This window comes from Micromonospora saelicesensis (genome assembly GCF_900091575.1).
In the GTDB taxonomy this organism is placed as follows: Bacteria; Actinomycetota; Actinomycetes; order Mycobacteriales; family Micromonosporaceae; genus Micromonospora; species Micromonospora saelicesensis.
This window is the reverse complement of record NZ_FMCR01000005.1, coordinates 297,340-319,702: the sequence shown is the minus strand read 5'-3', so window position 1 is coordinate 319,702 and position 22,363 is coordinate 297,340. Positions and strand designations below refer to the sequence as shown.

Sequence of the window (22,363 nt, the reverse complement as noted above, 5' to 3'; positions counted from 1 at the left end):
TTCCCGGCGATGCGGCCCGCGACTACATCATCGAGTTGGTGCGGCTGCACCTGCCCCGGATCTGCGGTCCGGGTGCGGGAGGTGCGGGCGGCGGGTGCGCCCTTGGCGGTGCAAACCGACTCCGGATCGTGGTCGGCCCGGTACCTCATCTCCGCGACCGGGACGTGGCAGTGCCCGTACCTGCCGGACGTCTCAGGTCGGGAGGAGTTGAGTGGCCGGCAGTTGCATACCGTGGACTACGCCTCGCCGCTGGAGTTCCGCGGGCAGCCGGTCGTCATCAGCGGGTGCGGGTCAGACACGAGGGACTCCTGCACACAGGGGTGGCCGCCCGCCGGTGGTTGGGCCGGCGGGCGGCGGCAAGGGTGGCGTCAGGCGCTCGGGCGCAGCTCGGTGAGGAGCTTCTCCACCCGGGTACGGATGTCGTCGCGGATCGGGCGCACGGACTCGACACCCTTGCCGGCCGGGTCGTCGAGCTTCCAGTCCTCGTAGCGCTGGCCGGGGAATACCGGGCAGGCGTCCCCACAGCCCATCGTCACGATGACGTCGGACGACGCCGCCGTGGCGTACTCCAGAAGTTTCGGGGTTTGGTCGGTGATGTCGATGCCGACCTCGCGCATGGCCTGCACGGCGGCGGGGTTGATCGTCTCGGCGGGGGCGGAGCCGGCGGAGCGGACCTCGACGGTGTCGCCGGCGAGATGGCGCAGCCAGCCGGCCGCCATCTGGGAACGGCCGGCGTTGTGGACGCAGACGAACAGGACGCTGGGCTTGTCACTCACGGTGTTTCCCTTACCGGTTAGGCGGTTGTCGAGATGGAAGGCGTTGACGTGAAGTAGCGGCGGCGTGCCCACAGGGAGACGTAGACGAGTCCGACGAGGACGGGTACCTCGATCAACGGGCCGACGACTCCGGCGAGGGCCTGGCCGGAGGTGACGCCGAAGGTGCCGATCGCGACGGCGATGGCGAGTTCGAAGTTGTTGCCGGCGGCGGTGAACGCGAGGGTGGTGGTGCGTTGGTAGCCGAGACCGATGGCGCGTCCGAGGGCGTAGGAGCCGGCCCACATGAGTGCGAAGTACACCAGCAGGGGCAGGGCGATACGGACGACGTCCAGGGGTTGGCTGGTGATGGCGTCGCCTTGCAGGGCGAACAGGATCACGATGGTGAACAGCAGCCCGTAGAGGGCGGCCGGGCCGATGCGGGGCAGGAAGCGGGCCTCGTACCAGGCGCGGCCCTTGGCGCGCTCGCCGAGGCGGCGGGTGAGGTAGCCGGCGAGCAGCGGGATGCCGAGGAAGATGAGCACGTTGCTGGCGATGTCCCAGGCCGAAATGTTCAGCTCCGCACCCGACAACCCCAACCAGCCGGGCAGTACGGACAGGTAGAACCAGCCGAGTACGCCGAAGGCGATGACTTGGAAGACGGAGTTGAGGGCGACCAGGACGGCGGCGGCCTCCCGATCACCACAGGCGAGGTCGTTCCAGATGATGACCATTGCGATGCAACGGGCCAGGCCGACGATGATCAGCCCGGTGCGGTAGGCGGGTTGGTCGGCCAGGAAGATCCAGGCCAGGGCGAACATCACGGCGGGGCCGACGAGCCAGTTGAGGACCAGCGAGGAGATCAGCAGCCGCCGGTCGCCGGTGACGGTGTCGAGCCGGTCGTAGCGGACCTTCGCCAGCACCGGGTACATCATGATCAGCAGGCCGACCGCGATCGGTAGCGAGATCCCGCCGATCTGCACCGCGTCCAGGGCACTGTTCAGCCCGGGGATCAGCCGACCGAGGAGCAGGCCGGCGACCATGGCCAGGCCGATCCACACGGGTAGGAACTGGTCGAGTCGGGAGAGGCGGCCGACGACGGCGTTCTCGCCGGGGTCGGTGTCAGGGGTGGTGCGGGTGCTCACGGGCACTCCCGTCGGTTCTCGGTCGCTGGTGGTGTGGGTCGGGTCTGTCATGCCGGGTGGACGACGTGGAGGTCGTCGAGGAGGCGCCGGACGCGGCGTTCGATGTCGTCGCGGATCGGCCGGACGTCGGCGAGGTCGCGTCCGGCGGGGTCGTCGAGGTCCCAGTTCTCGTGGCGGGTGCCGGGGAAGACCGGGCAGGCGTCGCCGCAGCCCATGGTGATGACGACGTCGGCGGCGCGGATGACCTCGTCGGTCCACGGCTTGGGGAATTCCGCGGCGATGTCGATGCCGCGCTCGGCCATCGCGGCGATGGCGGCGGGGTTGACCTCGGCGCCCGGTTCGCTGCCGCCGGACCACGCGACGGCGTTGTCGCCGGCGAGGTGGGTGAAGAACCCCAACGCCATCTGCGAGCGGCCGGCGTTGTGGGTGCACAGGAACAGGGCGACGGGGCGGCCGTCGCGGTGGTGGCCCTCGACGCGGGCGAGGGCCTGCAGGCGCTGGCGGGCGAAGCGTTCGGCGAGCAGCGGCAGGTAGTGGGGGATGCTGCCGGCGGTGGCGAACTGGTCGTAGCTGGTGTGCAGGAACCGCGCGATGGTTTCGGTGCCGTAGACGCCGGTGAACTCCTCGGCGAGGCGGGTGGCGGCGGTGCGCAGGGCGAGCTGTTGGTCGATGGACATCTGCGGGTGGGCGTGGGTGTCAGTCATGGGGTCCTCGCGAGGTCATGGCGGGGGTGATGACGGGGGCGACCCGGTCGACGCGGGCGGCGAGGTCGGCGAACGCCGTCTCGAACGCATCGTCGGTGTCGAGGCGCACGGGGTCGGGCACCGACCAGTGCAGGCGGGGCCGGGCCGGGGCGGTGAGTTCCTCGTGGGCGTTGTCGCAGACGGCGATGACCAGGTCGTCGTCGCGCACGATGTCCGCGACGCGGTTGGTGCTGCTCGGGTCGAGGGCCAGACCGTGCCGGTGGGCCACGGCGACGGCCCGGGGGTGGACCCGCTCGGCGGGCTGTGTTCCCGCGGACGCGGCCGGGGTGTGGGTGCGCTCAGACCACAGAGCGGCGGCCAGTTGCGAGCGGGCGGAGTTGCGGGTGCACACGAACACCACCCGTCCCACGCCGGTCAGGGGCGCGGGGTTCAGTGCGGTGAGGGCTTCGGGGCGCAGCCGCAGGTAGGTGCGACGCCGGTCGCCCTCGGAGCGCCCGCGCACGACGAGGCCTGCGTCGGTAAGGACTTTGACGTGGTGGGCGACGAGGTTCGTCGGTATCTGAAGGTCGTGGGCGATTTCTCCAGGCGAGGCGTCGCCGAGGGTGAGCGCGTCCACGATCGCCAGGCGCGCCGGGTCGCCGAGCGCGGCGTGGATCCGGGCGCGCCCCTGCAAGGAGGCAAGCTCAGTAATCATTGACTCAATGATTACTGAGCGATCGCGGCGTGTCAAACGACGGCTGGGTGGGCGCGGACCGGTCCGCCGTCGCCTCGGTGCGGGGGTCGGTTCAGCAGCAGGTCTTGAGGTAGGACTGCAGTTCGGCCAGCGCTGCCTGCGCGCCGTCGCGGTCGGCCCGGTAGTAGACCGTCTTGCCGTCACGCCGCGAGGTCACGACCCGCCCCCGTCGCAGCAGGGTCAGCTGCTGCGACGCGGTCGCCTGGCTGATCCCGACGCGCTCGGCGACGTGCCCGACGGACAGTTCGGCGCCCTGGGCGAACAGCATCATGATCCGTTGGCGGGTGGGACTGCCCAGCGCCTTGAGGAACTCCTGCGTGTCCGGCGCCAACCCGCCCGGGGCGCCGGGAGGCGCCGTCGCGGGCGGGGCCACCTGCGCGGGGTTGGGCTCATCCATGCCTGACACCTTCCCGCACCACAGTCATATTGTCATTCAACGAAATGACGATACGATGGTGATGTGACCACCTCTGAAGATCCTGTGATCATCGTCGGCGGCGGCCAGTCCGGCCTCGCCGCCGCTCACGCCGTCCTGACCGCTGGCCTGAACCCCGTCGTGCTGGAGGCAGGTGCTGAGGCGGTGGGTTCGTGGCCGGACTACTACGACAGCCTGACCCTGTTCTCCCCGGCCCGCTTCAGCGCGCTGGCGGGCCTGGCGTTCGGCGGGGGCGATCCGCAGCGGTACCCGACGCGCGACGAGGTCGTCGCCTACCTGCGCCGCTACGCCAGCGGCATCGACGCCGAGATCCGCACCGGCGTGCGTGTCACCGCCGTGCGTCAACGCCCCGGCGGCGGTTACCTGGTGCGCACCGACAGCGGCGACGAGATCGCGGCGACGGGGATCATCGCGGCCAGCGGCTCGTTCGGAAACCCGTACCTGCCGGCGCTGCCCGGTCTCGGCGACTACACCGGCGAAGTGCGGCACGTCGCGCGGTACCGCAGGCCCGAGCCGTACGCTGGCAAGCGGGTCATCGTGGTCGGCGCCGGAAACTCCGCCGTCCAGGTCGCCCACGAGCTGGCGTCGACCGCCCGGGTCACCCTGGCCACCCGGGCGCCGATCCAGTTCGTGCCGCAGCGCATCCGCGGCCGGGACCTGCACCACTGGCTGGATGTCACCGGGGCGGACCGCCTCCCCCGCGCGGTGCTCACCCGCCTGATCCGTCATGCCGCGGTGCTCGACACCGGCCTCTACCGCGACGCCATCGCCCGCGGCCTGTTCGACCGCCGGGACATGGTCACCGCCTTCACCCCCGAGGGCGTCAGGTGGCCCGACGGCACGTGCGAGCCGGTCGACGCGGTGATCTTCGCGACCGGCTACCGGCCGCACCTCGGATACCTCGCCGCGCTCGGCGCCCTCACGCCTGACGGCAGGCCCGAACACGTCGGCGGGATCTCCACCACCCACCCCGCGCTGGCCTACCTGGGGTTGGAGTTCCAACGCTCGTTCTCATCGAACACCCTGCGTGGCGTCGGCCGCGACGCCACGCACGTCGCCACCGCCCTGGCCGAGCGCCTACCCGGCCTGGGTCGCCGCCCAGGCCTCAGGCCACGGCGGCCGGTTCGACGCTGAGCAGTCCAGCGAGCTGGCGCAGGATGGCCGGCCGGGCCCGGTAGTACACCCAGGTGCCGCGCCGTTCGGCGTCGACGAGGCCAGCCTCGCGCAGCGTCTTGAGGTGGTGCGAGATCGTCGGCCCGGTCAGGTCGAACGCCGGGGTCAGGTCGCAGACGCACGCCTCCCCGCCCTTCGCGGAGGCGATCATCGACATCAGCTGCAGCCGCACCGGGTCGCCGAGTGCCTTGAACGCCGGCGCGAGCACCGCGGCGGTCTGCGCGGGCACCCGGCTCTGCGCCAGCGGCGGGCAGCACGGTGTGTCGGCGGTGAGGTCGATGGCGGGAAGCAATCCGGCTTGCTTTGACATTCCTCTAGGTTGACAGGTGTCTAAGCAGCGTGCAACTCTCTGATTCGACGAACGTCAAGACAGACGTCGCGGGGAGGGGTCGTCAGGTCCGTGACACCGCCTACGCCCTGACCGGCATCCGTTAATCGAAAGGTTGTGTGATGAGCGAGAACACCCAGACCAACCCCGCGACGGTGGGCGGATTCGCCGGTGATCCGGGCGCCGCCCTGGCCGTGACCGGCTCCGGTTCCTGCTGTGGCAGCCCCGCGCAGGCGGTTGGCTCGATCCTTCCGCCCGCCGGGCAGTCGCCGACGGCGGGACCGTGCTGCGGCAGCCAGCAGGCCGCCCAAGCGGCCGGCTCCTGCTGCGGGACCGAGGCGAAGACCGAAGCCGTCACGACGGGTCAGGGATGCTGCGGATGACCGCCTCGTCGGAGTCGGCCGCCCACCTCGACGCGACACTTCCCCTGGTGTCGGCCGAGCGGATGGCCGCCACGGTCACTGCTCTCGCCTCGGCTGAATTCACCGGCCGGCGGGTCGGCACGGCCGGCGGTGCCGCCGCCCGCGCCTGGCTCGTCGCGCATCTTGCCGACCTCGGCGCGGTGGTCGACACCGACGATTTCCCGGTCCGCAACGTGCCCGAGCTGTACGCGGCACCGACCGTCGTCTGGGGCGACGGCGACACCTCGACGCGGCTGACCTTCGGCCGCGAGGCCGCGGTCCACCCCACCTCAGCCGACACTTCTAAGGTCAGGCGCGGCCCGTTGGGTGTGGCCGGCAGCGGCGACCCAACCGGCCGGTGGCTGGTGGTGCCCGCGGGCGGGAACCCGCTCGACGCCGCCCGCGACGCCCAGGGCGCCGCCGGTCTGCTGCTGAGCCGGGCCGTCGACGCCGACGGCTGGCAGTACACGGTCCTCGCCGGCCCGGACCCGGGACCCCTGCCCATTTTGACCCTCGACGCGGGCACCCACCGCGCCATCCTCGCCGCCGCCACCAGTGCGGGCTGGTTGAGCGCGAACACCCCGCTGCGCCGCCGCGACGTGACCGGCGCCAACATCCACGCGAGGTTCCCGGCAGCGGCGCCGGGTGGGACCGAGGTGCTGCTGACCGCCCACTACGACGGCGTCGGCGACCATCCCGGCCTGCGTCAGCCCGGCGCGTCGGACAACGCCAGCGGCGTCGCGGTAGTCCTGGAAGCCGCCCGAATCCTTGCCACCGCCCGCCCTGCGGGGGTCGGGCTGGCGGTCGCGCTGCTCGACGCCGAGGAAGTCGGCGCGCTGGGCTCGGCCCACCACAGCCAGCAGCTGCACGCCGGCGACGCCCGGCCGTTGGTCATCAACGTCGACGGCGCCGGGCAGCTCGACCAAGCCGCCGCGGTCGAGGCCGGCGGGCCGGCCCATGCCCTGCTCGCCCTGCTCGATCAGGCCGGGCGGCACACCGGCCTTCCGCTCGCCGCCGGACCGGTCGCCTCCGACAACCGCCGCTACGCCGCCGCGGGGCTCGCGGCGGCCGGCATCGGCGCCGGCATGGCCGGCTACCACAGTCCCGCCGACACCCCGGACCGCGTCGACCCGCACACCCTGAAGGCGATCGTCCGCCTCGTTGTCGCGACCGTCGGCCTCGCCGCTGCCGCGCCCGCTACACTTTCATCGTCAATCGGCGATGAACGATAGAAGGGGTGAGGTGTGGACGAGTTGCTCGACCGGAGCACCGCGCAGCAGTACGCGTCGTGGTTCCGGGCCCTCGCGGACCCGACCCGGGTCCAGATCGTCGAGTACCTCGCCCGTTACGCCCGACCGATGAGCGTCGGCGAGGTCGTCGCCGCGATCGGCTTGGCCCAGTCCACCGTCTCGCAGCACCTGAAGATCCTCACCGAGGTGCGGTTCGTCCTCGTCGAGGCGGTCGGCACCGCCCGGCACTACCGGATCAACGACGCCTGCGTCGACTGCTTCCCCTCCGCCGCCGACGTCGTTATGGGCCGACCCGCCCCGCACCCGAACGGAGCCTGCTGATGGCCGACATCACCGTTCGCCCCATGACGGCCGGCGACGCCGCACAAGTGCTCGCGATCTACCAAGCGGGTCTCGACGGCGGCGACGCCAGCTTCGAGACCACGGCGCCGACCTGGGCACAGTTTGACGCTGGCAAACTGCCCGCGCACCGCCTCGTCGCTGTCGGCGGCGACGGCACGGTGATCGGGTGGGTTGCCGTCTCACCCACCTCCGCCCGCGCGGTCTACGCCGGCGTGGTCGAGCACTCCGTCTACGTCGACCCCACCGCCCGCGGCCGCGGCGTCGCCCGCCTCCTGCTGGACGCCCTGATCGCCTCCACCGAAGCAGCGGGCGTCTGGACCATCCAGTCAGGTGTCTTCGGCGAGAACACCGCCAGCCTCCGCCTGCACGAGCGCGCCGGTTTCCGGGTCATCGGCGTGCGTGAGCGGGTCGCCCGCCACCACGGCCGGTGGCGCGACGTGATCCTGCTGGAGCGCCGCAGCCCCGTCATCACCTGACCAACCCTCGACCCCGCCGCACGGCCGCCGTCTACCTGCTTGATTCGACAACTCTCGACAGAGGAGATACCTGATGAACGCCCTGGACGACCTGCCGGTCGTGGTGATCGGCGCCGGACCGGTCGGCCTGGCCGCCGCCGCGCACCTGCACGAGCGTGGCCTGCCCTTCCTCGTCCTGGAAGCCGGCGACACCCCTGCCGCCGCCGTGCGGCAGTGGGGACACGTGCGGGTCTTCTCCCCCTGGCGCTACAACATCGACCCCGCCGCCCGCCGGCTGCTCGACGACGCCGGATGGGTCGCTCCCGACCTGGAGGTCCTGCCCACCGGCGCCGAGTTGGCCGACGACTACCTCCAGCCCCTGGCGGAGGTGCCGCAGCTCAAGCCGCACCTGCGCTACGGCGCCCGCGTCGAGGCGATCAGCCGCCTCGGCCTCGACCGGCTGCGCACCGCCGGCCGCGAGTCCACTCCGTTTCTGATCCGCCTCGCCGACGGCCAGGAGGTGCTGGCCCGCGCGGTCATCGACGCCTCCGGCACCTGGGGCACCCCGAACGTCCTCGGCGCCTCCGGACTGCCCGCCCGTGGTGAGCGCGACGTCGCCGGGTATCTGGAGCACGCGCTGCCCGACGTCCTCGGGACCGACCGGGACCGGTTCGCCGGCCGGCACACCCTTGTCGTCGGCGCCGGCCACTCCGCTGCCAACACCCTGCTCTCCCTCGCCGAGTTGGCCGAATCCACCCCGGGCACCGAGGTGACCTGGGCGATCCGCACCACCTCGCCAGCGCGCACCTACGGCGGCGGCGACGCCGATGCGCTGCCCGCGCGCGGTGCGCTCGGCTCCCGGCTACGCGCGCACGTCGACGCCGGCCGGATCCGCCTGCTCACCGGTTTCGCGGTGCACGCCCTCACCCCCACCGGCGGCCGGGTCAGCGTGGTCGTGCGCCACGCCGACGGCAGCGAAGAGCAGACCACCGTGGACCGCATCGTCGCGGCCACCGGCTTCCGCCCCGACCACACCATCGCTGCGGAACTGCGCCTCGACCTCGACCCGGTGCTGGGCGCCACCCGCGCCCTGGCCCCGCTGATCGACCCCAACGAGCACTCCTGCGGCACCGTGCCCCCGCACGGCGTGGACGAGCTCACCCATCCCGAGTCGGGGTACTACGCCGTCGGTATGAAGTCCTACGGGCGGGCGCCGACGTTCCTGATGGCCACCGGCTACGAGCAGGTCCGCTCCGTCGTCGCCGCCCTCGCCAACGACTGGGCCGCCGCCCGCGACGTTCAACTCGACCTCCCCGAGACCGGGGTGTGCAACAGCAACCCGGACGAGTCCGCCACCGCCGACAGCTGCTGCGGTCCGGCACCGGCCGCCCCGAGCTCCGGACGGGGCCTGGCCACCGGCATCTCCGGCGGCCTGCTCGCCGCACCGTTGAGCCTGCTCACCCTCGACGCCGCACCCGCCGACGCTCAGACCGGCGGCTGCTGCGCCAGCTGATGCCCACCACCGTCACGGTGCCCGCCGACCCTGTTGTTGGCGGGCACCACGGGTGGCGCATCGTCGCCGCCCTCGCCATCACCTCCACCATCGGCTACGGCACTCTCTACTACGCCTACGCCGTCCTGCTCACCCCAATGGCCGCCACCCTCGGCACCTCCACGACCGCCGTCACCGGCGCACTCACCGCGAGTGTCCTTGCCGGCGCCCTCGCGACGATCCCCGTCGGACGGTGGCTCGACCACCACGGCGGACGTGCCCTGATGACCGCCGGCTCGATCACCGCCACCGCACTGCTGGTCGCCTGGTCCCAGGTCCACACCATCGAACAGCTCTACGCTGTCATGATCGCGATCGGGATCACCGGCGCGATGGTCCTCTACGAACCCGCGTTTGCCGTCATCGTCGCCTGGTTCAGCCCTGAGCGGCGCGCCACCGCCCTGCTCGCCGTCACGATCGTCGCCGGGTTCGCCAGCACCATCTTCATGCCCCTCACCGGTCTCCTGACCGCCCACCTCGGCTGGCGCGGCGCGCTGCTCGTCCTCGCCGCCATCCACGGCGCGGTCACCGTGCCGCTGCACGCCCTCACCATCCGCCGGCCCCGACTGGCAACGACCACGGCACCCGCCGGCACCGAGCGGTCCGGGCACGCCCAGCGGCGCGCCGTCGCCCAGGCCGCGATGCGCGACACCCGGTTCTGGATCCTCGCCGCGACCCTGATCGCCCACGGCGCGGCCACCAGCACCATGACCGTGCACCTCATCGGCTACCTCACCAGCCGCGGCCACCCCGCCACCGTCGCCGCCACCCTGACCGGGCTACTCGGCGTCCTGTCCGTCACCGGACGACTCGTGCTCACCGCCGCCCGCCGACACCTCCGCGTCACCACCATCGTCGCCGCCGTCTTCGCCACCCAGGCCGCGGCCGTGCTCACCATGCCCCTGCTCGCCGGCACGCGCACCGGCGCGGTCCTCACCGTCATCGGCTTCGGACTCGGCTTCGGCATCACCAGCCTCGCCACCCCCGCCCTACTCACCGACCGGTACGGCACCACCGCCTACGCCACCATCGCCGGCCGACTCGCCGCCCCCGTCACCATCGCCAAAGCCGCTGCACCCCTCGTCGCCGCCACCCTCCTGCACACCACCGCCGGATACACACCCCTGCTCACGGCCGTCGCCGCATGCTGCGCCCTGGCCGCCATCGGCATCCTGAGCGGCACTACCCGCACAAGCAGGCCCGGTGATTGATCGAGGTGGACGTCCTCGTTCACCATGGTCGGCATGGAGCTGAGACCACCCGCACAGAGCGATCGCCGCCAAGGACTGGGCAGGCAAGGTTGCCGAGATGGTGCGGATAGCCGAACGGAGCCGCCGAGAGAAGCGCGAGTTGCTCCGTAAAGCGGTGCTCAACACCGCCCTCGCTGTCGACCCGGACGAAGACCGACACCATGTCTTCTTTTATCTGATCGAACGGCTGCCGCCGGTCTCACTGCGTTTGCTCAAGTCTTGGCGGACTCGCAGTACCGCGAGGAGATAGATGGCGCCAAGTCGCCGTTTCCGGAGACCGAACTGGTGCTCGTTGCCGACATCGCGCGCCGGCTAGCACCGGTGCAATCTCCGGGCGGTGCCAGCGGCGACATCGAGGTCCTCCTCGACAAGCAGTGCGAGCGTCTGAAGGACGAGGGCCTGCTTGACGTCGGCTCACTCACCGAAGCCGGATACAACGGCGAGCACAGCTACTTCGCCCATTACGTCAGGCTGGACGCGGTCACCCGGTTCGGTCGATCCTTCCTGACCTTTATCGAAGACCCACGCGACCACGACGCCTGAACAGGTGTCGGTGGGTTGACTGGAGGATCTTGATGCCGACCAACATGAGACAGCCGAACAAAGCCGAAAAGTCCACGATGCCGACTGTTCGAGAGCCGCGAGCAGCTCGCCACGCACTGCGAACGCCAAGGGAGCGGCACCGTGGCTCGTCCGTAACCAGCGCGGCAGCCGCGGGCAGGCAGCGAGGAGCCAGGCGAGGCGGACCCGGGCCGTCGTGCCGGCCTCGTGCAGCGGCCAGGAGGCAACCACCAGGCTGGTGGCGCGTCCAGCGGCCCGTCGTCGGGCGGCCTGACGACTGCGGCGTAGGCGAACACGGGCACCGCCCGCGCAGGATGAGCCGAGCAGAAATCACGACCCTGGTGAACGCGCTCGGCGACATCATCGCCGTGCTCCGCGACCAGGGCCCCGGCAAAGTCGTGGCGGTGTCCCCCCGCTGTCCGCGCCAGCCGCCGGGCGTGTTGCATGGCCGGAGTGGAGCGGCAGCGGAGTGCAGGCCGCGTGCCCTGGCGGCGGCTCGTGCGGCCCGTTTCGGGCCGCTTGAACCCGTACAGAAAGTTTGCACAACTTGCCGGCGGACCGCCGGCGGCCGGCCGGGATTCTGTGTGGACTGGACCGGGGGGGTAGCTGCCCGCGACCTGTCACGATGGTGCGCCTGGTGGCGACGGTGGTTCGGCTGGATGTGCTCGAGCGCGAGTGGCGTCGGAGATGGCGACCCCGGCGAGGACTGCGGTGGGGGCGAGGGCGACCAGCAGCGGCGGCAGGAGGAGCATCGCCGGTGTCAGGGCAGCCATCACGACCAGGCCGATCGTCCGATCCCGGGATACGCGGGCGAAGACCGCGTACTCGAAGCCGGCACGCCCGGCGAGGAAGAGTGCGGGTCCGCCGAGGATGACGGCGATCCAGGCCGGTTGCGTATGTCCGAACGGGTGGGTGATGACGAGTTCGTCGCCGACGGCGGTGACGACGATGCCGGCCACCATGACCAGGTGGGCGTATGACGTCGATCCGGCAAGGCGGGCCGGGTCGGAGGCCGTTTTGATGGCTGCGGCCGCCAGTTCCCCGGCGCGGTAGATGTAGATCCGCCACAGCAGCACGGTGGTGGTGATCGTCACGAGGAACGCAGCGGTCCGGTCGGGCGTGAAGGCGGTGTCGCGAAACGCCAGTCCGGTGACCAGGATCAGCTCGCCGAGCGCGATGATGTAGAACTGCCGGTAGCGCTCGGACAGGTGTTCGGCCATGGTCGGCAAATCCGACGGGGGCGTGCGGCCGATCCTCGGCGTGGGGTAGTAAAGCGCGTATGAGGCGTAGTCCAGGGCCACCGCGAGTGTCCACAGCGCCACACGCGTCGTCCCATGCGAGAGCGCCCCGGCGATCCACGGCACGGCGGCCACGCCGTACCAGAACAGTATCCGCCCGGAGGTGCGTCGCGGTGCGTGGCCCCGCAGGGCGATCACAAGGAAGATGTTGGTGCCGATGAATAGGGCGACGAATACCCCTGCGAAGACCAGGCCTTGCCTGCCGAACGCGTCGGGCAGCGCGATCGCGATCACCAGGGTGCCCACCAAATTCGCGATGACCAGCAACTGTATCGCCGGTTGTTGCGGGTTGAACCTGTCGGTTATCCACGCCGTGTTGAACCAGACCCGCCACAGGGTCAGCAGCAGCAACAGCGTCTGGAAGGCGCCGCTCCAGGTGAGGTCCTGGATCAGCGCGTGCGAGAGTTGGGTGAGCGCGAAGACAAACGCCAGGTCGTAGAACAGTTCCAGGAACGTTGCCATCTGCGGATCCTCAGGCATGCGCATCAGCTCGCCCGCCCTGCTCGTCGTCATCGGCTCGCCCGTTCTGTCGGCTTCGTGGCAGCGCTGAAGCAGTCGTACCATGCTGCCGCGCCTCCCGGTGCCGACAAGACGATGCCCAGGGTCCTCGCAACGAGTGACGAGCTGACGCGGCGTGGCGGGTGGGCCAAGCAGTTTGGGTGAGTCTGAATCGAGAGTCATGCCCGCTCAGGGCCCCGGTAAAGTCGTCAGGTGATGCCGAGTAGGGCCGGGTGCTGTCGCGGGCGTGATGTCGGTTGGCGGCGGCAATGTTGGCGACTCCGGCGGTGCGGAGGGCGCCGATGGCGGCGTTGCGTAGGGCGGCCATGACCTCGGGCCCGGTTCCGGTGCGAATCTGGCAGCGGTCTTCGTCGTAGGTGACGTCCCGCACCCAGTAGATCTTGTTTTCGATGGACCAGTGGCCGCGAATCCACGTGGCCAGTTGCGCCGGTTTCGCCTGGTGCACGCGCAGGTCGGTGATGGCGTAGACGGTCTCGGTGGTGAAGCGTTTCGGCTGGTCCAGGCGACGTCTGCGGCGGCGGATCTGCAGTGCTTGGGCGGCGTGTGGGAAGTCGATGCCGGTGGAGAGGGTCAGGACCTTCACGGTGCGGATCTCGCGGCGGCCGTGCCCGCGAGCGGTGGAGGTCAGTCTGAGTGACAATCGCGAGGAAAATGCCGCGCCTGAGATCCTTGAGGCCGCGGTTCGGGCCTTTGATGAGTCGGGGTACGAGCGGGCGAGCATCCAACACATCGCGGAGCTGGCCGGCACCTCCAAGTCGTTGGTCACCTATTACTTCCCCACCAAGCAGACGCTCGCGTCTGCCGTGATCAATCTCGCGTACCCGGGGGCGTATTCATGGGGTCCCCTCGCCCCGCCGGCGATCCGCTCGACGCGATCGTGTGGGTTGCCGAGCATGTGACCACGAACGTGCTCTACAGCCCACTGCTCGGGTGGCGATCAAACTCGGTGATGAGGTGTCCGGCGACAAGGGTTTCGGCGGTCGCTTGTCCGGATGGTATGTCAGGCTTACCGACTACCTCGAAGAGGCTCAGCAGAAGCGTCTGATCTCGCCGAGCGTCGATCCGACTGTAGAAGCAAAATTCCTCCTCTGCGGCATAGTGGGCCTCGTTGCCGTGGCGATGGAGACGGGGTCTCGTCTCTCGCTGATCGATGACGCCGCCCAGATCACTCGCGATCGTCTTGCGTTCCTCCGCACGACGGACTTTTCACGAATGGGGGCGTAGCGGTCGGGTGAGTCGGGTCCGCTGCACCGACACGTGACCTCTGAGACGGCTTGTCGCTGCGTCCACGCCTTATCTGGGAAATGCCCTCTGATCTGGGATGACGGGAGCCCTCCAGGGTTCCGTCAGCCCAGATCAGAGGGCACCCGCAGATGCGATTGGTGCGTGCTGACCCGTTACGGCCGAGGACCACTGAGGCCTATGCCGAACGCCCCGCCCTGGCCACCCATGTCCCGCTGAGTGCGACCACGAACACGAGAGCGCCAAGCATCCAGGCGAGCCCGGAAGTACCGTCAGGACGCACCACGGTCCATACAACGATCAAGGACCCGACCAGGACGACCGCCAGGGCTACCAGATAACCGACGCCGATAGCGCTAGCCGGAATGGGCAGACGAGTTCCCGAGGCTTTCGCCGCGATACGGCTCGTCACTGCCACAAGCAGGGCTGCGACGACGAGAGTGGGGCCCGCGATTGGCTGCGGCAGAAGCGCAAATGCCACGACCGCAGCGCCCGCGATTACTCCGAGTGTCGCGTAATACCACCCCGGAACGACAAGCTGGCGGTCAGCCGCATCCGAACTGGCGAACGATCCTTGGTCTCCTGCTGAAGCCGGGCCCATGGCCACAAGTCAACACCTCGCTCCATTTTGAGTCAAGATCTTCAGGATCCGGACGAGTGGTGCGGCTCAGGCCCTGGCGATGCGCGCGAAGATGGTTTTGACGTGCACTGAGCCATCCGCGCAAGCTGGCGGTAGCAGTCAGTAGCTGTCCGGCATGCCGGGAAGGTGTCGGACGCGTCTGGGTGCCATCACTCCACTGTGGGCAAATGGCGTCTCAGGTCCTGGTCGAGCCTCTCGATGGGCTGATCGATGAGCAGCGGCCGGGCCCGCACCGAGCGACACGTTGAATCCGATCGGATCCTCCTGGATCTACCAGGTCGAACGGTGGTTCGGGTACCTCACCGAACAGAAGATCCGCCGCGGCGTCCACAAATCGGTGCAGTCCCTCGAAGCCGACATCCGGTCGTGGATCGCCGACTGGAGCAGCGATCCACGACCATTCATCTGGACCAAGATCGCCGAGGAGGTCCTCGGATCACTCGCACCATTTTGTAGGCGAATTTCCGCCGCGACGCGATAGACCACGCACGAGTGGAGAAGGCCAGCGGCCGACAGGCCGCCCAATGTGACCCACGCCGCGGCGCCGCTCGGAGGGAAGACGAATAGCGCAACCCCGCCGGCGATCGCCAGGACGCATCCGGTGTCCCACGGGGGATTCTGTGCTGCTCCGCCGCCGTAGGCGAGGTTGTAGGTCGCAAGCAGGTTGCCGTCGAGGTACTTCTGCAGGTAGCTACCGCGACAGTCGGTGGTCGGCCTTCCAGGGCCGATCCAGAAGCTGCTGCCATCGGTTCCGATGCAGTTGTATTCGTACTCCCCGGTCTGGATCGCCAACGGAGCCGAAGGAGCCGGGACCGTGCTGGTGGTTGCCACGTGGCTCGTGGTGATGTTGCCGGCCGGCGCGACGGCTGCGGCGCTCGGAGCCTGAGGTGCGACGACTCCCGCCGCGACGATCATCGTCGCCAGGGCCGTCCTCACGAGCTTCTACAGAGATGCTTCCCCTCGTCGAGTTGCGGCGTTGTTGCCGCGACCTGTCGAGGACGCTATGCACTGGACGGATGGTCAGGGAACGCCCCACTTTCGCATCGTCCTTGCACAATGGTGCGACCGGTGGTCCGCCAGGGTAGGGGTTCCACACGCCATCGAGCACATCGGCTCAACAGCCGTTCCGAGGCTGCCGGCCAATGAGCACAGGACTACGTGCCAACGACCGGCACTCACGCTCGCTACGAGAAAAAGACGTCGTCGCGGTCATGGGACCCCCCACCAACTCCTGCCATCCGCATCAATGTGACCGCATTGCCAGGCGGGGATGCCGCACGGGGTGCCAGCGCGGACGCCCTCGGGTCCGCCGAAGAGTTCACAGGCTTGAAGTGCCCGGTCAGGGCGTTGCCCCTGGGATCGGTGTCTCGAATGACGGAACCGCGGCGGGCTCCACCGAGCTCACCCGCAACGCTCTACATCGATCCACAGTGCACCTCAAGGCAGGGCGTTACGCGGCCCGAGACGCCGGCCGGCACCAGCCGTCCTGGGAGCAGCGCCACCTGACAACTTCGCCACTCACTGTGAGGTCACGGCGTACCAATTAACCGCATCAGCACAGGTCAAATATCGACTCGTCCTGTGGGTCCCAGCGGACGTGCGTGCCGTGCGGGGTGGTCCGGGCGAGCCTGATGCGCCGGCGTTGCGGCCACAGCTCGCAGTGCAGCTCGACGACGCTCGAGTCGTCGGCACGGGGTTCGAGGGAGATCCACGCCAGGGGGCGGTCGGCGTCAGTCGCCGCACCCCGCTCCCGGATCAGGGACTCGAACCGGGTGCGCTCGTCGGGGTCGAAGTACGGCAGCACGATCGAGTGGTAGATGACGGTGGTACGCCCGCCCACCGGATCCTCGGCCTGGTCGATCAACCAGGAGCAGGCGTCGACGGCGTCGATGGCCAGCCGTGGCGCCGACCGTGCCACCTGGAGAGCCGCGTCCAGGCGACGTGCCCGGTCGACGTGCTCGGGCCAGACGAACGAGCGCAGCAACTCCGCCGTGCCGGGGGCGTGCACGTCGAGAGGATTCAGGTCACAGCCACGACGCTCGGCCACCGTCAGCTCCCCGGCCGGGGGTTCACCGGACTCGAAGTGCCCGGTCAGCCGCAGCGGCGACTCCGGCGGTCCCCACGCCTGCCGGCCACCGGCGACGAAGTAGCGGTCCAGGAGGAGGTTCAGGCCCGCACTGGCACCAACCTCGAGCAGCCGCAGCGGTCGGCCGGTCAGTGCCGCGACGACGTTCATCGCCGCGGACAGCGGGGCCGCTCGGCCGACCTCGTTGGTCTGCACCCCGAGCTTCATCTGCACCCGGACCGCATCGTCGTGCGCGGTCAGGAAGTCGAAGAAGGCCGGTATCAGAGCGTCGACATCGGTCGTGCCGCCGAAGGTCGGGTAATAGCTTCCCAGCCAGTCCGCGTCCTCGGCCATGGCGATCCGGTTGACCGCGCCAAACAGTCGGAGGCAGAGCGCGGACTGGATGGGATTCCGGTCGTCCGCGGTGAGCAACCCGGTGACCGTGTCGTCGGTGCCGAGGCGATCGAGGAGTTCCGTGATGAGCGCGACATAGCTGGAAGAGCCGTTCTTCCGGCACAACTCGCGCTGCCATTCGCAGCCGGCGCGGACCTCCGTCAGACTCAGCGTCACGGCGCCACCACGATTCGGTAGGCGTTGCGCAACGTGGACAGTTCCTCGACGGTCGCGGCGTCTGCGGCGATCGCCGCGCCGCGCACGCCCTCCAGGAAGAAGAACTCCAGCACCAGCAGGGAGTCGAGCAGGCCGGACTGGATCAACTCGGTGTCGACGTCCACGTGGGCCGCCTGTTCGCCGAATCGTTCCCGGAGGAACTCGCGGGCCGACTCGAAGAACTGCTGTTCACCGATCATCTTTCACCTCATCGCTCGTCGCGTGTGCCATCGTCAGTCTCGCGACCTCCCGCCGCACGCCACCAACCGGTCGCCGGCCCGGATGTTGTTGAACTCGTGCCCCAGACCGGGAAGAACGACGTGGCGGGCCTGCCCGCCCAGGAAGCTCGACGCCAGGTCCGCGCGGACGTCGTCGGGCCGGACGAACCGGTCGTCCGCGCCGTTGAGCACCAGCACGTCCAGGGGTCCGCGGGCGAGCCGCTCGCCGACCGGCACCCGGCCGCAGACCAGCACGGCCCTGCGGCAGACCGCCCGATAGGCGAGCACCGCCGCCGCGACCGAGGAGCCCTGGGCAACCGTGAACAAAGCCCGCATCGGCAGACTCCTTAGCGACGCACGGTCCGCGCCATGTCTGGTCGTGTCGAACAAGCTCCCAGCGCTGCGGCGAGCTGACACCGTCGTGGTGTTGGAGGCGGGGCGGGTCACGGGTTCGGGCCGTTCCCGCCCCTGTTGGCGGAGTGCCCGTCGTTGCGTGAGCTGCCGCCCGTCTCACCTCACCGTGCCGCACGAGGTGCCACTTGACTCGCGCTGGCATCAGTTTCTATGGGCGGCGCGGCACCTTCCTGTTCGTGTCATCGCCCTGGGGATACGGCGCGCAAGAGGCGATCGACTGACGGGTGCCCCCTAAAGGTCAGACGTACCCTCCGGGCCCGGCCGGTCCCCGCGGCCGACCCGACGCCGCCGCCGTACCCGGCACCACGCACGCCGGTGGCCGAGACCGACCCGGCGTGGCGGCGCTCAGCGTGACGCAGGTCCTGGCGGCCATCACCTGGAGCCGCTGCGACCAATGCCGCTGACCTCCCGCCTCAGGCATCAAAAATCTGCCATTCCTGGCTGATCTCGCCGCTGACCGGTTGCTGGACCACTCTGGCGCCGTCCGCGGTGGAGCCGCCTTCGACCCCGACACACCAGCCATTGCTCACGTTGACGAGCCGGTGGTATCCGCTGGTCGGCGCGGAGACGAGCTTCCACCACTGGTTACGTCCGCCGTTGTCGGTCCATTGAACGAGTGCCGCGCCCTGGCCGGAGCCGCCTGGGCTGTCCAGGACCTTTCCGCTCTTGACACCGGACAGTCGGAATGAGCCATCGCTGTTGGGCAGCAGGCGCCACTGCTGGTTGGTCGCGCCAGTCCACGGCCACTGGATGACAGTTGCTCCGTCCGTGGTGGAGCCGCCGTTGACGTCCAACACCTTTGCGCTGCGCCGGTTGACCAGTCGAACAACGCCGCCGGCGGAGGCTGGCAGGCCGACGACGACCTGTATCTGTTGCCCGGCCGTCAACGAGATCACCCGGGCGTGCGGACCGAGCGGCGAGGGGGTAACCGGCGCGGTAGTGGTGATGGATGCCATCCCACGGCGGCTGAGCAGGGTGATCGCCTGGGTGATCGTCGAGGTGAGTACCACGGTTGCCGAGCGACCGGGCAGGTCCCAGGTGAGGCTGTGGATGCGGACCTGGTTGCGTCCGCGGACGCCGGTGATGGTGCCCTTGGCGAGTTGGCCGGGCACGGCGGGCAGCAGTTCGATGATGCCGGGCCTGGTGTACACAAGCGCTTCGCTGAGCACGGCCGGCAGCGTGTTGGCCGCATCGGCGTTGTAGGTCTCCAGGTTCGGGTTGTGTGCGGTCATCAGCGACCGGAAGATCATGTTGTTGCCGATGATCTTCCGGAGGTTGCTGTAGACGCCGGCGGCGTCCTTCAGTCGAGCCGAGGCGAGGGCTCGATGCAGGCTGCCGTGCGCCGAGGTGTTCTCGTCACCGCGCAGCGCCAGGGCCCTGAGCGCGGCGGTGACCAGGCCGGGCGCCTCCTCGGGATTGATCTCGTGCAGGGGCCACGCGCCGTACAGGTGATGCACGTGCCGATGGTTGTAGCGATCCGTGAGGCCCGGCCAGGACCATTCGGCGAGAGCGCCGCTGCCGTTGACGGTGTACGGCGGCAGCTTCGCCAACAGGGCCGTCCAGCGTGCGACACCCTGACCGGCGCCCTGCTCGACACCGAGCGCGTTGGCAGCCTCGACAGCCGCCCGCAGGGCGTGTCTGCCGGCCTGGATGTCGCCGGTGGCGTTGATCGCCAGAAGGACGTTCGTGCTGGCCGGCGAGTTCTCCATCGAGAACGACGGCACGAACACCACACGGCCGGCCGAGTCGGTGCGGGTCAGGAAGTCCTCGTAGAACAGCGCCAGCTCCATCAGCGCCGGTCCCAGCTTCTCAGCCAGGAACGTCCGGTCCCCGGTGACCTGGTAATACTCCAGCAGCGGGTAGAGCAACCAGTCCGCTCCACCGGTCCAGCACTGGCCGGGGAAGCCGGGGTCGAAGTGCAGCATGTACCCGTACTCGCCGTCGGTTCGCGACGGGGCCAGGAAGCCGCGCGCGCCGTACAGGTTGCGAGCGTTGGTGCGCCAGTGCGCGAGCTGGCCGAGGATCAGGTTGACATAGCCCTGCATGGCATCCGTGAGGTCGAGAATGTTGCCGCCGGCGACCTGCAGGTTGATGTTGGCATCGGTGGTGAAATCGTCGGCCCAGGCGCCATTCCAGGTGCCGGCCCAGATTCCGGTCAACCGCGGCGGCAGTACGCCGCTGGAGCTGATGAACAGGTAACGGCCGCTGTCGTAGAGCCGTTCCAGCAGGGCCACATCGATGGTGTTGCGGTTGGCGTTCTGCCGGGCGATCAGCTCGGTGGTCGACAGCTGCCGGTCGGCGGCGGAGACGTTCAGGTCCAGGCGGGATCGGTCGAACATCGCCGAGTGCAGGGTGACGTGCCGGGCCCGCAGCTCGGCATAGTCGGCGCGAACCGCGGCCAGCGCCGCGTGCAACGGCTTGCTGTCCCAGGCCGTCGATGACTCGTACCTGTCGAGTTTGGTCAGCAGGACGAGCCTGGTTGCCGTGGTGACGACGATGCTCGACCCGTTCGCGGCTACCGTGCCACCGGTGGCGACGACCCGGGTGACGCCCTCGAAGCCGAACGCGCCCTGCCCGGACGGGTAGGTGCCGCGCAGGTTCAGGTAGCCGGAGCCGTCAGTGACGCTGGCCTGGGTGGTGAAACGGACCGAGCCGGGGACGCCCGCGAGGGATGTGTTGACGCTCAGCGTCGCGTCGATCGTTCGGCCGGATGCCGGGGTGAGTTCGTGTACGACGACGTTGTCGGCCCGGGAGGCGAAGGCGCGGCGAGTCCAGGTGCCGTAGCTGTCGGTCCAGGTGGAGGTGACCTCCCCGGTCCGGAAGTCGGTGCTGCGGGCGTACCCGTTGGCCGTGGTCATGCCTGGCGTGCTGATCTGCAACTCGAAGCCGGGGTGGTAGGTCTGGGTCCAGCGCAGGCTCCAGCCGGCCGCGAAGTCCGTGTTGGCTCCGGCGTAGTTCCCCGCCAGCGCCTTGTCTCGGACGCCGGCCAGCCGCCCGGAGATTACTGGCGGGGTCACGCCCCGGCTGCCGTTGGGCATCACGAAGCGGTGATGATTGAAGATCACCTTCTCGAGGGTCGGCGTTCCGTACAGGACGGCGCCGTACTCGCCGTTGCCGATGAGAAACCCGTCCGTCCAGGTTGTCGCCGCCGTCGCGTCGTAGATCCCGCGCTCGGGCAGCGCGACCTGAGGCGCAACGGCGGCGGCCCGTCCGGCGCCCACAGCCGGGATCAGGGCAGCCGAGCCGGCGGTCAAAGCGGCGGTGGCGAGCAGGCGCCTACGGCCCACGGGCAGGTCCGTCATCAGAAGTTCCTCTCGACACCGAGGCTGAAGGGTTGTGCGTCATACCGTTCCGGCACCCGCAACCCGTCGGGTCTGGGCTACGAACAACGGTTCCGCACTCTCGAAGCGATTCGGCAAGAACATGGGTCACATTGATGTACGTCATCCGCTGACGTCGTTGACCACCGGGGAGGGTAAACACGGCCGACACATAGATGTGATTAACCGGCAACACGGGTGCTGAGTCAAGGATTTCGGCTCATCCATCTCGTGCCGAAGCCTTAAATACTACCAATTCTGGCAAAGGCCGCAGCAAAGGTAGGATGAAAAACCCGACGGCACCACCGTCGACGCACCGGCCTCCGGCTGAGGCGCCTGCGGGACGATCAGCCTGCGGCGTTCATCGGTTGGCCGGAACTTCTTCGGCGCCGGCGTCGACTACAGTGCGCGACCCGGAGTGGCCGGGTGGCGCCGCACTCCCGACGGGTGAGCACGGGAGAAAGAAGTGCCCGGCGGGTGGCGGCTGGCGCTGGCCGTTCAGGGCACCCCGCTGCTCCCAACCTGCTCCCCCTAGGTCGGGCTCGCACCATCCGCCGACCGATCGTGAGCTGCCGGTCCAATGCTTTGGTTGGCGCCAGCGCTGGCTCCCGCAGCCGCATCGGTCGATCGGGGAACACGCTCACGATCGCCGCGCCTCGTCAGCGGCAGATGTGCACGTTGGGGATGACCCCGTGACGTTGCGGATGAGCGGGATGTTTGCTCGGTCCGGACGGGATGCGAGGCTGGACGCGTGGCTTCCAGATCGACGTACACGTGGGCGTCTCCGGCTGCCCGGCGGCTTGGTACGCAGCTTGGACGCGTCGGTGTATCTGGAGACCCGCGCAAGCGCGGTGGAGTGTTACGGAACCAGGCTCGCCCTGCGCAGGTCGATGACGTCCTCGCCCAGGTGTGGTTTGTCGCCGGGTTTCTCGGCTCGTCCGCCCCGGACATCCGCC

At 69.5% G+C, this 22,363-nt stretch carries 23 protein-coding genes; 10 read left to right on the top strand and 13 right to left on the bottom strand.

Annotated features, from left to right (window positions below; all coding sequences use genetic code 11):
- Nucleotides 1–368 precede the first annotated feature (368 nt).
- The 5 genes from GA0070561_RS22655 to GA0070561_RS22635 form a co-directional block, all read right to left on the bottom strand.
- The gene (locus GA0070561_RS22655; protein ID WP_091404388.1) at nt 369–776 is read right to left on the bottom strand and encodes an arsenate reductase ArsC; all 408 of its coding nucleotides are present in this window, start codon (nt 774–776) and stop codon (nt 369–371) included.
- Between the two features lie 17 nt (nt 777–793).
- Nucleotides 794–1,897, bottom strand: coding sequence for an ACR3 family arsenite efflux transporter (gene arsB / locus GA0070561_RS22650; RefSeq protein WP_279616376.1), 1,104 nt, complete (start codon nt 1,895–1,897; stop codon nt 794–796).
- 47 nt (nt 1,898–1,944) lie between these two features.
- On the bottom strand, nt 1,945–2,601 hold the full coding sequence (locus GA0070561_RS34360) for an arsenate reductase ArsC (protein ID WP_091404381.1): 657 nt from the start codon (nt 2,599–2,601) through the stop codon (nt 1,945–1,947).
- On the bottom strand, nt 2,594–3,295 hold the full coding sequence (locus GA0070561_RS22640) for an arsenate reductase/protein-tyrosine-phosphatase family protein (protein WP_091404378.1): 702 nt from the start codon (nt 3,293–3,295) through the stop codon (nt 2,594–2,596). The genes GA0070561_RS34360 and GA0070561_RS22640 overlap by 8 nt, the downstream gene beginning before the upstream one ends.
- Nucleotides 3,296–3,386: 91 nt before the next feature.
- Nucleotides 3,387–3,731: an ArsR/SmtB family transcription factor gene (locus GA0070561_RS22635; protein ID WP_091404374.1), complete on the bottom strand. Its 345-nt coding sequence runs from the start codon at nt 3,729–3,731 to the stop codon at nt 3,387–3,389.
- A gap of 63 nt (nt 3,732–3,794) precedes the next feature.
- Between GA0070561_RS22635 and GA0070561_RS22630 the strand changes: the two genes are divergently transcribed.
- Nucleotides 3,795–4,904 (top strand): flavin-containing monooxygenase, encoded by a 1,110-nt coding sequence (locus tag GA0070561_RS22630; protein ID WP_208603830.1) that lies wholly within the window; start codon nt 3,795–3,797, stop codon nt 4,902–4,904.
- On the opposite strand, the gene GA0070561_RS22625 is transcribed toward GA0070561_RS22630, so the two are convergent.
- Nucleotides 4,876–5,253, bottom strand: a complete 378-nt coding sequence (locus tag GA0070561_RS22625) for an ArsR/SmtB family transcription factor (RefSeq protein ID WP_091404364.1) — start codon at nt 5,251–5,253, stop codon at nt 4,876–4,878. The genes GA0070561_RS22630 and GA0070561_RS22625 overlap by 29 nt on opposite strands.
- A 140-nt stretch (nt 5,254–5,393) precedes the next feature.
- Between GA0070561_RS22625 and GA0070561_RS22620 the strand changes: the two genes are divergently transcribed.
- The 7 genes from GA0070561_RS22620 (at nt 5,394) to GA0070561_RS33690 (ending at nt 11,064) form a co-directional block, all read left to right on the top strand.
- Nucleotides 5,394–5,654 carry a hypothetical protein gene (locus tag GA0070561_RS22620; protein ID WP_091404361.1) on the top strand — a complete coding sequence of 87 codons (261 nt, stop codon included), beginning with the start codon at nt 5,394–5,396 and terminating at the stop codon, nt 5,652–5,654.
- A complete protein-coding gene (locus tag GA0070561_RS22615; RefSeq protein WP_208603829.1) occupies nt 5,651–6,904 on the top strand; it encodes a M28 family metallopeptidase in 1,254 nt (417 codons plus the stop codon). Before GA0070561_RS22620 ends, GA0070561_RS22615 begins: the two co-directional genes overlap by 4 nt.
- A 12-nt stretch (nt 6,905–6,916) precedes the next feature.
- Nucleotides 6,917–7,243 (top strand): ArsR/SmtB family transcription factor, encoded by a 327-nt coding sequence (locus tag GA0070561_RS22610; RefSeq protein ID WP_091404355.1) that lies wholly within the window; start codon nt 6,917–6,919, stop codon nt 7,241–7,243.
- Complete coding sequence (locus GA0070561_RS22605; protein ID WP_091404352.1) at nt 7,243–7,740, top strand: GNAT family N-acetyltransferase; 498 nt, start codon at nt 7,243–7,245, stop codon at nt 7,738–7,740. Before GA0070561_RS22610 ends, GA0070561_RS22605 begins: the two co-directional genes overlap by 1 nt.
- A 73-nt stretch (nt 7,741–7,813) precedes the next feature.
- Nucleotides 7,814–9,232 (top strand): FAD-dependent oxidoreductase, encoded by a 1,419-nt coding sequence (locus tag GA0070561_RS22600; protein WP_091404348.1) that lies wholly within the window; start codon nt 7,814–7,816, stop codon nt 9,230–9,232.
- Nucleotides 9,232–10,482 carry an MFS transporter gene (locus GA0070561_RS22595; protein ID WP_091404346.1) on the top strand — a complete coding sequence of 417 codons (1,251 nt, stop codon included), beginning with the start codon at nt 9,232–9,234 and terminating at the stop codon, nt 10,480–10,482. The genes GA0070561_RS22600 and GA0070561_RS22595 overlap by 1 nt, the downstream gene beginning before the upstream one ends.
- Before the next feature lie 258 nt (nt 10,483–10,740).
- Nucleotides 10,741–11,064 (top strand): hypothetical protein, encoded by a 324-nt coding sequence (locus tag GA0070561_RS33690; protein ID WP_112679571.1) that lies wholly within the window; start codon nt 10,741–10,743, stop codon nt 11,062–11,064.
- 638 nt (nt 11,065–11,702) lie between these two features.
- Here the strand turns inward: GA0070561_RS33690 and GA0070561_RS22590 are convergent.
- The gene (locus GA0070561_RS22590) at nt 11,703–12,842 is read right to left on the bottom strand and encodes a low temperature requirement protein A (protein WP_244166384.1); all 1,140 of its coding nucleotides are present in this window, start codon (nt 12,840–12,842) and stop codon (nt 11,703–11,705) included.
- A gap of 10 nt (nt 12,843–12,852) precedes the next feature.
- Nucleotides 12,853–13,482 carry a transposase gene (locus GA0070561_RS34355; RefSeq protein WP_244166383.1) on the bottom strand — a complete coding sequence of 210 codons (630 nt, stop codon included), beginning with the start codon at nt 13,480–13,482 and terminating at the stop codon, nt 12,853–12,855.
- Between the two features lies 1 nt (nt 13,483).
- On the opposite strand from GA0070561_RS34355, the gene GA0070561_RS22580 reads away from it, so the two are divergent.
- Nucleotides 13,484–13,798: a TetR/AcrR family transcriptional regulator gene (locus GA0070561_RS22580; protein WP_244166382.1), complete on the top strand. Its 315-nt coding sequence runs from the start codon at nt 13,484–13,486 to the stop codon at nt 13,796–13,798.
- A gap of 31 nt (nt 13,799–13,829) precedes the next feature.
- The gene (locus GA0070561_RS22575) at nt 13,830–14,123 is read left to right on the top strand and encodes a hypothetical protein (protein ID WP_091404338.1); all 294 of its coding nucleotides are present in this window, start codon (nt 13,830–13,832) and stop codon (nt 14,121–14,123) included.
- Between the two features lie 928 nt (nt 14,124–15,051).
- Here the strand turns inward: GA0070561_RS22575 and GA0070561_RS33685 are convergent.
- The 5 genes from GA0070561_RS33685 to GA0070561_RS22550 all read right to left on the bottom strand — a co-directional run bounded on the left by GA0070561_RS33685 (nt 15,052) and on the right by GA0070561_RS22550 (nt 21,389).
- On the bottom strand, nt 15,052–15,717 hold the full coding sequence (locus tag GA0070561_RS33685; protein WP_167362466.1) for a hypothetical protein: 666 nt from the start codon (nt 15,715–15,717) through the stop codon (nt 15,052–15,054).
- A gap of 616 nt (nt 15,718–16,333) precedes the next feature.
- A complete protein-coding gene (locus tag GA0070561_RS22560; RefSeq protein ID WP_167362465.1) occupies nt 16,334–17,416 on the bottom strand; it encodes a DUF2332 domain-containing protein in 1,083 nt (360 codons plus the stop codon).
- Entirely contained in the window at nt 17,413–17,655 is a 243-nt protein-coding gene (locus tag GA0070561_RS33680) for a hypothetical protein (protein WP_167362464.1), read from the bottom strand. Before GA0070561_RS33680 ends, GA0070561_RS22560 begins: the two co-directional genes overlap by 4 nt.
- Before the next feature lie 33 nt (nt 17,656–17,688).
- Nucleotides 17,689–18,009 (bottom strand): alpha/beta fold hydrolase, encoded by a 321-nt coding sequence (locus GA0070561_RS22555; protein WP_091404330.1) that lies wholly within the window; start codon nt 18,007–18,009, stop codon nt 17,689–17,691.
- Nucleotides 18,010–18,500: 491 nt separating this feature from the next.
- Complete coding sequence (locus tag GA0070561_RS22550; RefSeq protein ID WP_091404328.1) at nt 18,501–21,389, bottom strand: glycosyl hydrolase family 95 catalytic domain-containing protein; 2,889 nt, start codon at nt 21,387–21,389, stop codon at nt 18,501–18,503.
- Between the last annotated feature and the right edge of the window lie 974 nt (nt 21,390–22,363).